This window comes from Brevundimonas sp. S1H14 (assembly GCF_047716865.1).
Lineage (GTDB): Bacteria > Pseudomonadota > Alphaproteobacteria > Caulobacterales > Caulobacteraceae > Brevundimonas > Brevundimonas naejangsanensis.
In genome coordinates this window covers 1-14,262 of the sequence record NZ_CP136679.1, presented here as the reverse complement: position 1 = coordinate 14,262, position 14,262 = coordinate 1, and the positions used below count along the sequence as shown (strand labels likewise).

11 protein-coding genes are annotated in these 14,262 nt (G+C 68.2%); 5 read left to right on the top strand and 6 right to left on the bottom strand.

Going from position 1 to position 14,262, the window contains the following annotated elements:
* Window position 1: 1 nt before the first annotated feature.
* Both recQ and RSD66_RS00050 read left to right on the top strand, forming a co-directional pair.
* Window positions 2–1,870 carry a DNA helicase RecQ gene (gene recQ / locus RSD66_RS00055; protein ID WP_415289612.1) on the top strand — a complete coding sequence of 623 codons (1,869 nt, stop codon included), beginning with the start codon at window positions 2–4 and terminating at the stop codon, window positions 1,868–1,870.
* A gap of 83 nt (window positions 1,871–1,953) precedes the next feature.
* Window positions 1,954–3,453, top strand: coding sequence for a S41 family peptidase (locus tag RSD66_RS00050; RefSeq protein ID WP_415288557.1), 1,500 nt, complete (start codon window positions 1,954–1,956; stop codon window positions 3,451–3,453).
* 4 nt (window positions 3,454–3,457) lie between these two features.
* Here the strand turns inward: RSD66_RS00050 and RSD66_RS00045 are convergent, their stop codons facing one another.
* Complete coding sequence (locus RSD66_RS00045; protein WP_024355029.1) at window positions 3,458–4,381, bottom strand: alpha/beta fold hydrolase; 924 nt, start codon at window positions 4,379–4,381, stop codon at window positions 3,458–3,460.
* 111 nt (window positions 4,382–4,492) lie between these two features.
* Between RSD66_RS00045 and RSD66_RS00040 the strand changes: the two genes are divergently transcribed.
* The 3 genes from RSD66_RS00040 (at window position 4,493) to RSD66_RS00030 (ending at window position 7,039) form a co-directional block, all read left to right on the top strand.
* Window positions 4,493–4,933, top strand: coding sequence for a hypothetical protein (locus RSD66_RS00040; protein WP_024355028.1), 441 nt, complete (start codon window positions 4,493–4,495; stop codon window positions 4,931–4,933).
* 98 nt (window positions 4,934–5,031) lie between these two features.
* A complete protein-coding gene (locus RSD66_RS00035; RefSeq protein WP_119413782.1) occupies window positions 5,032–6,387 on the top strand; it encodes a diguanylate cyclase in 1,356 nt (451 codons plus the stop codon).
* 97 nt (window positions 6,388–6,484) lie between these two features.
* The gene (locus tag RSD66_RS00030; protein ID WP_119413781.1) at window positions 6,485–7,039 is read left to right on the top strand and encodes a hypothetical protein; all 555 of its coding nucleotides are present in this window, start codon (window positions 6,485–6,487) and stop codon (window positions 7,037–7,039) included.
* A 184-nt stretch (window positions 7,040–7,223) separates the two neighbouring features.
* Here the strand turns inward: RSD66_RS00030 and gyrB are convergent, their stop codons facing one another.
* The 5 genes from gyrB to dnaA form a co-directional block, all read right to left on the bottom strand.
* Window positions 7,224–9,653 (bottom strand): DNA topoisomerase (ATP-hydrolyzing) subunit B, encoded by a 2,430-nt coding sequence (gene gyrB / locus RSD66_RS00025; RefSeq protein WP_415288556.1) that lies wholly within the window; start codon window positions 9,651–9,653, stop codon window positions 7,224–7,226.
* A 136-nt stretch (window positions 9,654–9,789) separates the two neighbouring features.
* Window positions 9,790–10,932: a DNA replication/repair protein RecF gene (gene recF / locus RSD66_RS00020; protein WP_415288555.1), complete on the bottom strand. Its 1,143-nt coding sequence runs from the start codon at window positions 10,930–10,932 to the stop codon at window positions 9,790–9,792.
* A gap of 59 nt (window positions 10,933–10,991) precedes the next feature.
* Window positions 10,992–11,273 (bottom strand): GIY-YIG nuclease family protein, encoded by a 282-nt coding sequence (locus RSD66_RS00015; protein ID WP_024355022.1) that lies wholly within the window; start codon window positions 11,271–11,273, stop codon window positions 10,992–10,994.
* 77 nt (window positions 11,274–11,350) lie between these two features.
* Window positions 11,351–12,469, bottom strand: a complete 1,119-nt coding sequence (gene dnaN, locus RSD66_RS00010; RefSeq protein WP_003166402.1) for a DNA polymerase III subunit beta — start codon at window positions 12,467–12,469, stop codon at window positions 11,351–11,353.
* A 338-nt stretch (window positions 12,470–12,807) separates the two neighbouring features.
* Window positions 12,808–14,235 (bottom strand): chromosomal replication initiator protein DnaA, encoded by a 1,428-nt coding sequence (gene dnaA / locus RSD66_RS00005; protein ID WP_415288554.1) that lies wholly within the window; start codon window positions 14,233–14,235, stop codon window positions 12,808–12,810.
* Between the last annotated feature and the right edge of the window lie 27 nt (window positions 14,236–14,262).

Below are 14,262 nucleotides of genomic sequence, written 5' to 3'. Positions count from 1 at the left end.
CATGTTCGACCCTCGCCCGACCGACGCCGCCTTTCCGACCCTGGACGAGGCGCGGAAGCTGCTGGAGCGGGTCTGGGGCCATGCCGATTTTCGGGGCCTGCAGGCCGATGTGATCCAGGAGGTTCTGGCCGGACGCGATGTGATGGCCGTGCTGCCGACCGGCGGCGGCAAGAGCGTCTGCTATCAGGTGCCCGCCATCCTGCGGCCCGGCGTCGGTCTGGTCGTGTCGCCGCTGATCGCCCTGATGACTGATCAGGTCGAGGCGCTGAAACAGCAGGGGGTGGCCGCCGCCCGTCTGGATTCGGGCCTGACGATGGACGAGCGTTCGGCCGTATGGCGGGCGGCGCGGGCGGGCGAGCTGGACCTGCTCTACGTCTCGCCCGAAGGGCTGGCGTCTGGCGCCATGCTGGAGCGGCTGGCCGAACTGCCGATCAGCCTGATCGCCATCGACGAGGCGCACTGCGTGTCTCAGTGGGGCCATGACTTCCGGCCCGATTATCGCACCCTGGGCCGCCTGGCCGAGACCTTCCCCGGCACGCCCCGCATCGCGGTGACGGCGACCGCCGACGCCCGCACGCGCGACGACATTCTGGCCTCGCTGCGGCTGGGCGAGGCGCGGGTCTTCGTCGACAGCTTCGCCCGGCCCAATCTTCAGCTGTCGGCCGAACGCAAGGTCAACGGCTCGCGCGCCCGCACCGACGCCGCCGTCATCGAACTGGTGCGCGAACGGCGCGGCAAGTCGGGCGTGGTCTATTGCGGAAGCCGCGACGGCTGCGAGCGGGTGGCCGACGCCCTGAGAGACGCCGGAAGCAACGCCATCGCCTATCACGCCGGCTTCGACGCCCGCGAGCGCGACCGGCGGCTGGAGCGCTTCCTGGCCGAGGACGGCGCCGTCATGGTCGCGACCATCGCCTTCGGCATGGGGGTGGACAAGCCGGACGTGCGCTTCGTCATCCACGCCGATCCGCCCGGTTCTCTGGAGGCCTATTGGCAGGAGATCGGCCGCGCGGGGCGCGACGGCGAACCGGCTGAGGGCATCACCCTTTACGGCCCGTCGGATATCGCCTGGTCCCTACGTCGCCTTGAGGGGCGGCCGATGGCCGAGGAGGTCAAACAGGTTCAGACCCGCAAGGTGCGCCACCTGTTCGCCATGCTGGACGGCGCGACCTGTCGGCCCCAGGCCGTGCGGCGCTATTTCGGCGAGCAGGACGCCCAGCCGTGCGGCGTCTGCGACATCTGCGGCGACCCGCCCGCCACCTTCGACGCCGTGGTGCCGGCGCAGAAGGCGCTGGCGGCGGTCCAGCGGCTGGGCGAACGCTTCGGCCGGACGCGCGTGGTCGATCACCTGCTGGGCAAGACCAAGGACGTCCAGCCGTGGGAGGCCGGGCTGTCGACCTGGGGCATCGGCGCTGACCTGTCGCTGGCCGCATGGCGCGATGTGATCGACCATCTGCTGTTCGAGGGCCTGCTGGTCGAGGACCCCAACGACGGCAAGCCGATCATCCGATTAGGCGAGGCGCAGGCGGTAAGGGCCGTCTATCGCGGCGAGCGGCCGGTGCAGGTGCGTCAGGCGCCGATCCGGGCCGTGGCGCTGGACAAGCCGCGCCGCAACGCCGGGCGCAATCTGGCGGTCGAGGGGCTGGACGCCGATGTGCGCGCCCGCTTCGAGGCCCTGCGCGCCTGGCGCCGCGACCGCGCCGTTGAACAGCGCGTGCCGCCCTATGTCATCTTCCAGGACAAGACTCTGGTTGAGATCGCCCTGCAGGAGCCGCGCGGGCTGGACCAGTTGGCCGTCATCTCCGGCGTCGGCGCGGGCAAGCTGGAACGCTATGGCAAGGGCGTGCTGGAGGCGCTGGCCGCCTCTGACTGACCGGCGACCATGACCAAAGCGTAACTGGAAGGCCCCTCGCCGCCCTGTCATTTCTTGCTCCCACACCGGGAGAGAGATTGGACATGAAGCGGTTTCTGGCGTCGTGCGCGGCCTGTCTGGCGATGACGAGCGCGGCTCAGGCTCAAGAAGCGAGCGACGCGGCCAAGCCGATGGACCAGCCGCGCGACTGGTCGGCGACCCTGGTTCAGGACGCCACCGGCCTGCACGACATCATGATCGACAGCCACCCCGGCACCTATGACCCTCTCAACCCCGCCTTCAGGCCGCGACTGGAGGAAGGCCTGACCGTCGCGCTGGAGCGGGCCAGAACCACCAGCGACGCGGGCGGCTGGTGGTGGGCGCTGCGGGCCTATGTCGCCAGCTTCGAGGACGGCCATGTCGGCATCAACGTCACCCAGCCGAACTACGGCTTCGCCACGCGCTGGCCCGGCTTCCTGACCGTCTATCGCGGCGCCGATCAGGTGGTGGCCGACCGCGACGAAGCCGACGCCGCCACGCCCCCGTTGGGCGCCAAACTGATCGACTGCGACGGCGTGGCCGCCGAGGCCCTGGCCGAGCAGCGCATCGGCCAGTTCCGGGGCCGCTGGTTCCTGGAAGCCCAACGCGTCCTCTTCGGCGAGTGGCAGTTCCTCAGCGCCCAGAATCCGTGGATCAGCGAGATGCGTCAGTGCCGCTTCGAGGCTGACGGCGCGACCCGGACCTACGCCCTCAGCTGGCGCGCCACGCCCGACGACCTCGGCGCCCGCCGCGCTAAACTGGCCCAGCGCGCCTGGCCCGACTTCGGCCTGAAACATTTCGACGACGGCGGCATGTGGATCTCGACGCCCTCGTTCAACGGCGATCCGTCCAGCGAGACCCACGCGGAGCTTACCGCCCTGATCGCCGACATGAAGACCAAGCAGGAGGCCCTGCGCGCGGCCCCTTATGTGGTGCTGGACCTTCGCGGCAACGGCGGCGGCTCCTCGCACTGGAGCCAGCTGATGGCGCAAATCCTGTGGGGCGACGACTGGATGATCGCCCACCCCGAGCCGGCCATCGAAGCCGTCGAATGGCGCGCCTCGGACGGCAACATCGCCCAGATTTCGGATTTCCTCGGCCAACTTCGCGCTTCGAACGGCTCTCCCGAGTACATCACCTGGGCCGAGACCGCCGTGAACGGCATGAAGACCGCCCAGGCTGCCGGTCAGACCTATTGGCGCAGCGCCAACGACGAAGCCCCGGAAGACGCCGGCCCGCCCCCGCCCGCGCCCCAGTTGATGGCGGGCCGTGTCTATGTCCTGACCGATTCCAGCTGCGGCTCGGCCTGCTTGGACGCCGTCGATCTGTGGAAGACCGCGGGCGCGGTCCAGGTCGGTCGCGAGACCTCGGCAGACACCGTTTACATGGAAATCCGCAACCCGACCCTGCCCAGCGGACTGGCCCAGATCGCCGTGCCGATGAAGGTCTATCGCGGGCGGGCGCGCGGCAACAACGAGCCGCAGCGGCCCCAGTATGTCATCGAGGGCGACATGAGCGACGACGCCGGCCTGCTGGCCTCGATCCGCAGGCTTCAGCCGAACTGAAGCCTCAGCGCAGGAAGCGGTCGACCGCCTGCTGGAACTGACGCGGTCGGTCGATCATGACCATGTGCTCGGCGCCCTCGATCCGCTCGAAGGTCGCCGGGCGGGGCAGGGAGCGGTAGCCGTCGCGGAACAGGCCGTCGACGTGGCTGCGCGGGCTGTCGGCGTCGGGGCTCCAGCCATAGACGACGGTGACCGGGGCCTGGATCAGCGGCAGGCGAGAGCGCAGATCCACCGTCATCACTTCGTACAGGCCCTGAGCCAGAACGCGCCGGTCGCCCCCCTGCCAGCCCAGGCCGTTGAACAGGCTGTCGGCCGCGCCGCCCAGTTCAAGGCCCAGAGAGGCGGCCTGAGTGCGCAGGGCCTGATCGCCCAGCAGCATCAGGCCCTGATAGGCCAGCCGCGCCAGAGGCTCGACATCGCCCACCGTCGAGCCGGGGCTGATCAGGGACGGGAAGAAGGGCGAGGCGTCCACCACCATGACCCGGCCGACGCGGGGCCCGCCCTCGGCCGCGACGCGCAGGGCCATCTGCCCGCCCATCGAATGGCCGATCAGGGCGGGACGATCCAGACCCGCTTCATTGATGTAACGCAGGATCTCCGCCGCCGCCGGGCCGCCGATGCGGCCTTCGGCGTTGCCGGCCGCCGCCAGCGGGCCGAAGCCGCGCACCGTGATCAGGTGCACCCGGTAGCGGTCCTGCAGCGCGGCCGCTGTGCGGCTCCAGACCGCCGAGGTCGAGGCCAGGCCGGGGATCAGCACCACGTCCGGCCCCTGGCCCCGCGTTTCCACGACGATGCGCGAGGATTGGAAACCGGCGGGCGCGACGTCGGGGCTGACGGTCGCGACGGCGGGCGAACGCGCCGCAGCGGGCGCCGCCACGGTCGTCAGGCTCAGGAAAAGGGCGGTCAGGACAGCGGAAAACCGGCTCATGGCGCCAAACTGCCGTCAGATAGCGGCGAAACCTCGGCGACAGGCTTTTGGCGCGATGGATTGAAATTTGCGAAGATCAGGAGTGAAATCACCGGACCTGGGGAGGTTCTCATGAAGAAATCCATCATTGTCCTGTCCTCTGTGCTGGGTCTGGCCGCATCGCCCGCCCTGGCCGAGAACTGGAACGTCATTTCACGCAGCTCGGCCACCGCCTTCATGGTGGATGTCGATTCCATAGCCCAGGCCGGCGGCGTCACCAGCGCCCGGCTGGCCCGCGTCCCCGCCAAGGGCGAGCCGACCGATCTGTCGCACAGCATCGGGACCGTCAGCTTCCGCTGCGCCGCCAATCAGTCGAAGGCGGGCGAAGAGGTGTATTACGGTCCGGACGGCGCCGAGCAGGAGCGGATCGACGACGGCTATGATTTCGAGCCGGTCGTGCGCAATTCTCTGGACTCCTACGTCAAGGAGATCGTGTGCGAGGACAAGCGCGGGACGGCGACGTTCCCGACGATCCGCGCCTTTATCGAAGCCGGGCGCCCCGACTCGCGCTGACCATGAGGCGAGGCCCGGTCGGCTTGTCCGCCTGATCGCTTGGGGCTAAGGCCGGCCGGGCGTCGATGCGACGCCGCGTAACAGTATCGAGCCGTATCTTGCAGCCTTCATTTCCGGCGCTTGCCGACACTCAGGACGCCGCGCAGTTCGGCGTCGCCGATCCGGCGTCGGTGCGCCGCCTGCGTCAATTGGTTCAGGACCACGCCGAGGCCCTGGTGGCGGCCTTCTACGATGCGCTGCTGGCGCATGAGGAGGCGCGCGCCTTCCTGCATCATTCGGTGGTGCAGGAGCGGCTGAGCCCGTCTCTGCGTCGCTGGCTGATCGACCTGTTCGCGCCCGAGGTTGATGGCGACGAAGCCGCCTTTGTCGCGCGCCAGGTCAAGATCGGCGAAGTTCACGCCCGCATCAAGATTCCGATGCATCTGGTCATGGCGGGGGCGGCGGTGCTGAAGGGGCGACTGGCGGACGTCCTGGCCTGCGACCCGGCCGCCTTCGACCTGTTGCGGCTGTCCGGCGAGCGCATCGACCACGCCCTGCGCCTGATGAGCCAGTCCTATGAAAAGGGTGCCAGCAATCGCGCGCGGCTGGACGAGGCCTATCGCCTTTTCTCGTTGGACCAGGACATCCATTTCGAGCGCGAGAGCCAGCGCGCGGGCCTGATGGAATGGAGCCAGAAGACACTGTTCCGCATCCTGGCGTCGGGCGGGGTGGAGGGGGCGGGCGCGCTCAGCGCCTCGCCCTTCGGCCTGTGGATCCGTCACCGGGCCGACTTTCTGTTTGACGGCTCGCCGCATCTGGCGCGTCTGAACGCGGCGATGGAGCGTATCGACGGCGAGTTGTTGCCCCGTTTCACGCCGGGCGCGGCCTCGTCTGAACTGGTCGGGCCGCTGGAGGCGCTGGAGGCGGCGGTGGACGAGGTCGCCTTCCTGCTGAACGAGATGTTCCAGGGGCTGGCGGGGATGGAAGGCGGACGCGACCCGCTGACGCGCGCCCTGAATCGGCGCTTCCTGTCGTCGATCCTGAGCCGCGAGATCGGTTTCGCCAACGCCAACCACACGCCGTTGTCGGTGCTGCTGCTCGACGTGGACCATTTCAAAAGGATCAACGATACACACGGCCACCCGATCGGCGACGAGGTGCTGCGCCAGGTGGCCGAGGCCGTGACCGAGAACGTGCGGCCCAGCGACTTCGTCTTCCGTTATGGCGGCGAGGAGTTCCTGATCGTCCTGGTTGAAACCGGTCTGCGTCAGGCCGCGATCATCGCCGAACGGATGCGTCAGGCCCTGGCGGCCAAGGCCATCACGGCGTCGGGCCTGGCGCCCTTCCACGTCACCGTGTCCATCGGCGCCGCCGAACATGGCGGCCATCCGGATGAGAACTATCTGGTCAAGCAAGCCGACGACGCCCTGTACCGCGCCAAGCAGAACGGCCGTAACCGGGTCGAGATCGCTTAGGCGAGGCCCTCCCAGCGCCCTCGGCAGGCTGAACGAATAAGCGCTTTCGATCTCAAAAAACGGGGTTACTAATGCGTCCCGACGATCGGGGGACGCTATGCAGGAATTCGACGCGCTCTTCGCCTTTTACGCCCTTCTGCTCGGGCTGGCGGTGGCCAATGTCGCGACGGCCTTCGCCGAAATGTACAAGGCGCGCGGCCGGGTGATGATCGGGTGGACGGTCCCTCTTCTGGGCGCCGTCGTGCTGACAGCGGCCTGTCAGCAGTGGTTGTCTCTGTTCCGCGCCCAGGCCGACATGAGGCTGGGGGCGGGGGAGCTTTTGGTCTGTCTGGCGATGGCCCTGCCGTACATCTTCATCAGCCAGGTCATCCGGCCCCGCTATGATGAAGTCGCGTCGCTGGAGACCTATTACGCCCAGCACCGCACGGTGCTCGTCGGCGCTCTGCTGATCCCGGTGCTCGCCAGCACCATCGTCAATGTCGTCTATATTCTGAAGCTGAACGAGCCGATCGCGCCGGTTATACCGATGCTGCTGATCTATCAGGGCGTCCGTTTCGCCTGCATCATCCCCATGCTGATCTGGCCGGGCGCGGCGGTGCAGCGAGCGGGACTGATCGTCCTGCTCGCGCACACGGTCATGGTGATGCTCTAGACCATTGATCTGGAGCGAATATCTGAGTTGAGCCGGACCTGCGTCCAGCTCAACCGATTTCGCGCTAGACCATTATCGGTTCGGACTGGATCAATCCGAACTCAGATCAATGGTCCAGATCAATCACTTGAGCGAATATCTGGGTTCACATGCGATCGCATGTGAACCGATTTCGCTCCAGCCGTCAGGCGTCGACGGCGGCGTCCAGGGCGTTTTCCTGAATGAACTCGCGGCGGGGCTCGACCACATCGCCCATCAGCTTGGCGAACAGGTCGTCGGCGTCGTCGCCATGCTCGACCTTGACCTGAAGCAGGGTGCGGGCGTTGGCGTCCAGCGTCGTCTCCCACAGCTGTTCCGGGTTCATCTCGCCCAGACCCTTGTAGCGCTGGATGGCGATGCCCTTCTTGCCCGCGTCCAGAACGGCCGCCAGCAGGTCCAGCGGGCCGCGGATGGTCGTGGTCTTGTCCTTGCGGCGATAGACGGCCGGGGTGGCGAACAGGCCGTCGAAGGCGGCGGCGCGCTCGGCCAGACGGCGGGCGTCCAGCGAACGGCCCAGCACCTCGTCAAGCACGATGGTCTCGCTGACGGCGCGGCGCACGCGGGTGAAGGCCACGCCGCCCTGGGCGGCCAGTTCGCCGCTCCACGGACCGTCGCCCTCTTCGGCGTAGAGGTTCAGCCGCTCGGCCGCGCGCGCGGCGCGGTCGGACAGTTCGCCTGTGCTCTCGTCGAACAGGCCCGCCAACGCGCCCTGTTCGATGGCGAAGGCGGGGGCGCGGCTGGCTAGACGATCGACCAGGGCCTTGAACGCCTTGGCCTCGCGAACCAGTTCCTGCAGGTCCATGCTGGCGCGCACCTCGCCCGAGGCCAGCTCCAGCGTCGCCTCGGCGCTGCCTTCCTCGATCAGGTAGGCGTCCATCTCGGCCTGATCCTTGATGTAGCGGTGCTGCTTGCCCTTGGAGACCTTATAGAGCGGCGGCTGGGCGATGTAGACGTGGCCGCGCTCGATCAGCTCCGGCATCTGACGATAGAAGAAGGTCAACAGCAGGGTGCGGATGTGGGCGCCGTCGACGTCGGCGTCGGCCATCAGGATGATCTTGTGATAGCGCAGCTTGTCGGCGTCGAAATCGTCGCGGCCGATGCCCGTGCCCAGCGCCAGGATGAGGGTGCCGATGGTGTCGGACGACAGCATCCGGTCGAAGCGGGCGCGCTCGACGTTCAGGATCTTGCCGCGCAGGGGCAGGACGGCCTGGTTCTCGCGGTTGCGCGCCTGCTTGGCCGAGCCGCCGGCCGAGTCGCCCTCGACGATAAACAGTTCGGACTTGGCCGGATCGCGTTCCTGACAGTCGGCCAGCTTGCCGGGCAGGGAGGAGATCTCCAGCGCTGACTTGCGGCGGGTCAGGTCGCGCGCCTTGCGGGCGGCTTCACGGGCGGAAGCGGCCTCGATGATCTTGGAGACGACTAGCTTGGCCTCGACCGGGTGTTCCTCGAACCAGGTCGACAGACCCTCGGAGCACAAGCTTTCAACGGCCGGGCGCACCTCGGACGAGACCAGCTTGTCCTTGGTCTGGCTGGAGAATTTCGGGTCGGGCACCTTGACCGACAGGACGCAGGTCAGGCCCTCGCGCGCATCCTCGCCCGAGACGGAGACCTTCTCCTTCTTGGCCAGCCCCGAGCTTTCGATATAGGCGCCCATGACGCGGGTCAGGCTGGCGCGGAAGGCCGACAGGTGGGTGCCGCCGTCGCGCTGGTTGATGTTGTTGGTGAAGCACAACATCGTCTCGTGGTAGGAGTCGTTCCACCACAGGGCCAGGTCCAGCTCAATGCCGTCCTTCTGGCCGCGGATGACGATGACGTCCTTCAGGATCGGCGTCTTGGACTTGTCGAGGTGGCGCACGAAGGCTTCGACGCCGCCTTCATAGTGCAGCAGGATCTCGACCGGCTCGGGCCCGCGATTGTCGCTCAGCTTGATGACCACGCCTGAGTTCAGGAAGGCCATTTCGCGCAGGCGGTGCTCCAGCGTCTTCAGGTCGAAGTCGATGTGGCTGAAGGTGTCGATCGACGGGTAGAAGGTGACCTCGGTGCCGGTCAGCAGACGGCCCTTGTCCTCGCGCATCGGCGCGTCGCCGATGACCGCCAGCGACCGCACGGTGTCGCCGCGCTCGAAGCGCACGCTGTGCTTCTTGCCCTCGCGATAGATGACCAGCTCCAGCCAGTCCGACAGGGCGTTGACCACCGAGACGCCCACGCCGTGCAGGCCGCCGGACACCTTGTAGGAGTTCTGGTCGAACTTACCGCCGGCGTGCAGCTGGGTCATGATGACTTCGGCCGCCGAAATGCCTTCCTCGGTGTGGGTGGCCACCGGAATGCCGCGCCCGTTGTCGGTCACGGTGACCGAGCCGTCCTCGTTCAGGGTGACGGTGACCAGATCGGCGTGCCCGGCAAGGGCCTCGTCGATGGCGTTGTCCACCACCTCATAGACCATGTGGTGCAGGCCCGAGCCGTCGTCCGTGTCGCCGATATACATGCCGGGGCGCTTGCGCACCGCGTCCAGGCCTTTGAGAACCTTGATGGAATCGGCGCCGTACTCGGGCGAGGGAGCAGTCTGTTCGGTCATGAAAACGTCGGCTCAGGGTCCGCAGGCGGACAGGGAAGAGGCGACACGCAGGCCGCCCGTCTCAGGCGTGCAAATCAGCACGTCCCGAAGTCTCCGATATATAGGAAATTTGACGGGAAAAGCGAGCCTTTAAGCCCTATCCGGACAGCCCGCCGCCTTCCACCGCCACGAACTGCGCACGGCCTTCCAGCGCCGCGAACAGCGGGCGCTCCGTCCCGGTCATGAAGGCCTGAAGCTTCAGCGCCTCGATCTCGTCGAACAGGGCGGCGCGGCGGGCTTCGTCCAGATGGGCGGGGGCCTCGTCCAGCAGGAGGATCGGTTGGGCGGGGCGCCCGGATTCAGGATGGGCCAGGCGCGTCACCTGGGCCAGGATCAGGTTCAGCGCCAGGGCCTTCTGCTCGCCCGACGAACCTTCGGCGGCGGGCCGGTTCTTCTCGCGGTGCAGGGCGGTGAGGTCCGAGCGGTGCGGGCCGAACAGGCTGCGTCCGGCGGCGGCGTCGCGGACGCGGGCGCGCATCAGGCCTTCGCCCAGCGCCTCGATGATGTCGGCCTCGTCCGCGCCCGCCGCAGCCATCTCTTCGGCCGGACCGGCCAGCCCCAGATCGGCCTGAGGAAAAGGGCGGTCGGCGCGGGCGTCGATCCCGGCCTGAAGCTCTTGCAGGGCAGAGGCGCGCGCCACGGCGGCTCGGGCGCCGCTCTCGGCCAGCCGGGCCTCCAGCGCGTCCAGCCACAGGGGATCGGCCGGGCGTGTCTCGTCGGTCAGCAGGCGCAGCCGCTCGCGCAGGGCCTTTTCATAGGTCGAGACGACAGCGGCATGGTCAGGATGGGCGGCGAAAACCAGCCGGTCGAAGAAACGCAGCCGCTCGGCCCGCGCATCCGAGAACAGCCGATCCTGCTCCGGCGTGGCCCAGACGGGGCGCAGATGATCCAGCAGCCGGCCCGGCGGCGCTGTCTCGCCGTCGATACGCACGATGCGCCGCGCCGACGGCCCCATCGTCTGCACGCCGGTGCCCAGACGCACTTCGTCGCCGTCGGCTGCCTGCAGCGTCGCCGCCACGGCCCAGGGCCGCCCGACCGCCTCGCCCGGCTCGCGCCGTCCCATCTCGGCGGCCGTCGCACCGCGCAGCCCCTTGCCGGGGGTCAGCAGGCTGATGGCTTCCAGCAGATTGGTCTTTCCCGCCCCGTTCGGCCCGTGCAGCACCACCGTCCCGCCGGAAACCGGCAGGGTCGCGCCCGCGTAAGAGCGGAAGTCGGTGAGGGCGAGGGAGGTGAGGCTCAATCTATCCGCTCATCCCGGCGGACGCCGGGACCCAGTGCATTGGCCGCAAGCGGCGCGGTTCAAAGGAGCGTCTCGAACAGATCAGCCCATTCAGGGTTCATACGCTCGATCAGGTCCAGCTTCCACTCGCGCCGCCATTCCTTGATGCGTCGCTCGCGAAGAAAGGCGGTCTCTCGACTGTTATGAGCCTCATACCAAACCAAACGAGAGACAGCGTAGCGGGCGGTGAACCCGTCGCGCAGCTTCTCGCGATGCTCGGCGACCCGTTTCAGCAAGTCATCCGTAGAGCCGGTATAGAGCGTGCCGTTGCGGCGACTGGCCAGAATGTAGACGTAGAACATCCGGCCGACCGTCCCCGGTTCTCACTGGGTCCCGGCGTCCGCCCGGATGAGCGGAAGAGGGGCAGCACCGGCTAGCCCTACACCCGCAGCGGCATCAACACGTACTGGACGCCCACGTCGGCCGGGTCGAGGACCAGCGTCGGGCTGGCGGGATCGGCGAACTTGAAGTGGGCCGTCTCGCCGGTGATCTGGCCAGCGACGTCCAGCAGGTAGCGGGCGTTGAAGCCGATTTCGAACGGCTCGTCGGAATAGCCGATCTCGACTTCTTCCTCGGCCTGACCGGCCTCCATGTTGCGGACGGTCAGCTTCACCCGGTCGTTGTCGAAGGCCAGCTTCACCGAGCGGCTCTTCTCGGCCGAGATGGTGGCGACGCGGTCCACGGCCTTGGCGAACAGGCTGTTGTCGATGTCGGCCTGTTTGTCGTTGCCCTTGGGAATGACGCGCAGATAGTCGGGGAAGGCGCCGTCGATGACCTTGGAGGTCAGGCTGGCCTCGCCGAACTCGAAGCGGATCTTCTGGGCCGAGACCTGGACCTCGACCGGGCCGGCGCCGTCGTCCAGCAGGCGGCGGACCTGATCCACCGTCTTGCGCGGCACGATGACGCCGGGGCCGCCCGCCGCGCCTTCCGGCGCCGGGGTTTCGGCCAAGGCCAGGCGGTGACCGTCCGTGGCCACGGCGCGCAGCAGCGGAATGCCGCCGTCGGCCACGGTGTGCAGATAAAGGCCGTTCAGATAGTAGCGGGTCTCTTCGGTCGAGACGGCGAAGCGCGTCTTGTCGATCAGGCGCGCCAGGTCTTCCTTGGGCAGGGTGTAGCGCGCGCCCGACGCCTCGGTCGACATGACCGGGAAGTCGCCCGCCGGCAGCACCGGCAGGTTGAAGCGCGAACGGCCCGCCGCCACCACCAGACGCGGATCGTCGCCCGAATAGGTCAGCGACACCTCGGCCCCGTCCGGCAGCTTGCGCACGATTTCATACAGGGTGTGGGCCGGGGCCGTGATCTGGCCCTCGACGTTCACCTGGGCCTCGGCCTCGTCGACCATCTCCATGTCCAGGTCGGTGGCGGCGAACGACAGGCGGTCGCGCCCGGCGCTCAGCAACACGTTGGACAGGATCGGAATGGTGTTGCGACGCTCGACCACGCTCTGGACGTGCCCCAGGGCCCGAAGAAGCGCGGAACGTTCGATGGTCAGCTGCATATGGTCTCGCCCGGTCGCGGCCCTGTCGAAGCAGCGCCGCCGTAAATATGGGCGGGAACACTAGCGCATTGAGCGAAAGGGGCAACGGGCAGAGGCGTCTGCGCGCCGTCTGCCCCCGATTTCCACAGGCGATCGCCTGTTTGCACTGCGCACATTCCGCCCCCGCGTCATCCCGGAAAGGGCGCAGCCCTTATCCGGGACCGCCAAGAGCGCAGAGGCTGGAATGGAGCCGGGCGCGCCCCGCGCTCCCTTTGGCGCGCTTTCTTGCCGTCGAGGCCTGGGCGGTCCCGGCTCTTCGCCTGACGGCTTCGGCCGGGATGACGACGAGTGAGAAGTGCTTACCCGCGCAGTTTGCGCGTCAGGGCCTCGACGTCGCGGGCGATCTGGTCGTCCTTGGGCATCAGCTCCTCGATCTTGCGGACCCCGTGCAGGACGGTGGTGTGGTCGCGCCCGCCGAAGCGGCGGCCGATGTCGGGGTAGGAGCGCGTCGTATGCTGCTTGCACAGATACATGGCGATCTGGCGCGGGCGGGCGATGGCGCGGGTGCGGCGCTCGCTCAGCAGGTCGGCCTGTTTCAGGTTGAAGTGCTCGGCCACCGTCTTCTGGATCTCGTCCACAGTGATGCGGCGCTCAGGACCCGTGCGCAGGGCGGCGCCCAGCAGGGTCTGGACTTCGTCGACGGTCAGGGTCGACAGGCGGCTTCCGGCCACGGCGGCCAGGGTGTTCACGGCGCCTTCCAGCTCGCGCATCGAGCCGGGGGTGCGGTCCACCAGATGTTCCAGCACATCAGCGCGGGCCTCGCCCGAAACGACGCCCAGCTTGGCCAGGGCGTTCAGACGCGACTGGGCGACGGCGACCTTCAGGTCGCGATCGGCCGCCTCGACCGGGCAGGTCAGGCCCGCGGCCAGGTGGCTGCGCAGGCGCGGCTCGACATCGGTCAGGGCCACCGGCGCGCGGTCGGCCGACAGGACGATGCGTTTGCCGTCCTCGATCAGGGCCGTGAGGGTGTTCAGCAATTCTTCCTGGGTGCTGGTCTTGCCGCCCACGAACTGGACGTCGTCCAGCAGCAGCATGTCGGCTGAGCGCAGGCTTTCCTTGAAGGCGGCGGTCGAGCGGTCCTGCATGGCGCGCACGAAGGTCGACAGGAAGCGTTCGGCGGTCAGATAGACCACCTTGGCGTCCGGGCGCAGGCGCTGCGCCTCCCAGGCGATGGCGTTCAGCAGGTGCGTCTTGCCGTAGCCGTAAGGGCCGCAGAAGAAGACGGGGTTGAAGTGGCCGTCGGCCCAGGACGCCACCTGCTTGGCGATGGCCAGGGCGAAGGCGTTGCCGTGCCCCTCGACGAAGCTGTCGAAGGTCAGGCGCTCCTGCAGGCCCGCAGCGCGCACGGCGCGGGCGCCGTCGGTGGCCGGGGCGAAGGCGGGTGCGGTCGGGGCGGCCGCAGGCGCGGCGCTGATCGAGGACAAGCGCGGGGCTTCACGCGAGGCCGAGGCCGGGGGCACGGAGCCCATCTCGGCGCGGCAACGGACCTCCAGACGGCGCGACAGGCCGTCCAGGCCCAGCCACAGCTCGTTCATCCGGCGCAGGGCGTTCTTGCGCACCCAGTCGCGCGCATAGGCGGTCGGGGTCACCAGGATCAGATTGCCCTGAGAGTCCACGCGCACCGCCGAAGGCGCGATATAGCTGCTGAAGGGTCCGTCGCCGATCTCAGCCTTCAGGCGGTCCGCCGCCTCAGTCCAGATACGGTTGGGATCCGTCATACCCGCCATCGCCACGCCCCCGATCATGAAGAACAC

Bases quoted from the DNA above. Each gene is read 5' to 3' on its own strand.
- RSD66_RS00015 (WP_024355022.1), bottom strand. From the start codon at position 11,273: ATGTTCTACGTCTACATTCTGGCCAGTCGCCGCAACGGCACGCTCTAT.
- gyrB (WP_415288556.1), bottom strand. From the start codon at position 9,653: ATGACCGAACAGACTGCTCCCTCGCCCGAGTACGGCGCCGATTCCATC.
- dnaA (WP_415288554.1), bottom strand. From the start codon at position 14,235: ATGGCGGGTATGACGGATCCCAACCGTATCTGGACTGAGGCGGCGGAC.
- dnaN (WP_003166402.1), bottom strand. From the start codon at position 12,469: ATGCAGCTGACCATCGAACGTTCCGCGCTTCTTCGGGCCCTGGGGCAC.
- RSD66_RS00045 (WP_024355029.1), bottom strand. From the start codon at position 4,381: ATGAGCCGGTTTTCCGCTGTCCTGACCGCCCTTTTCCTGAGCCTGACG.
- recQ (WP_415289612.1), top strand. From the start codon at position 2: ATGTTCGACCCTCGCCCGACCGACGCCGCCTTTCCGACCCTGGACGAG.
- RSD66_RS00040 (WP_024355028.1), top strand. From the start codon at position 4,493: ATGAAGAAATCCATCATTGTCCTGTCCTCTGTGCTGGGTCTGGCCGCA.
- RSD66_RS00050 (WP_415288557.1), top strand. From the start codon at position 1,954: ATGAAGCGGTTTCTGGCGTCGTGCGCGGCCTGTCTGGCGATGACGAGC.
- RSD66_RS00030 (WP_119413781.1), top strand. From the start codon at position 6,485: ATGCAGGAATTCGACGCGCTCTTCGCCTTTTACGCCCTTCTGCTCGGG.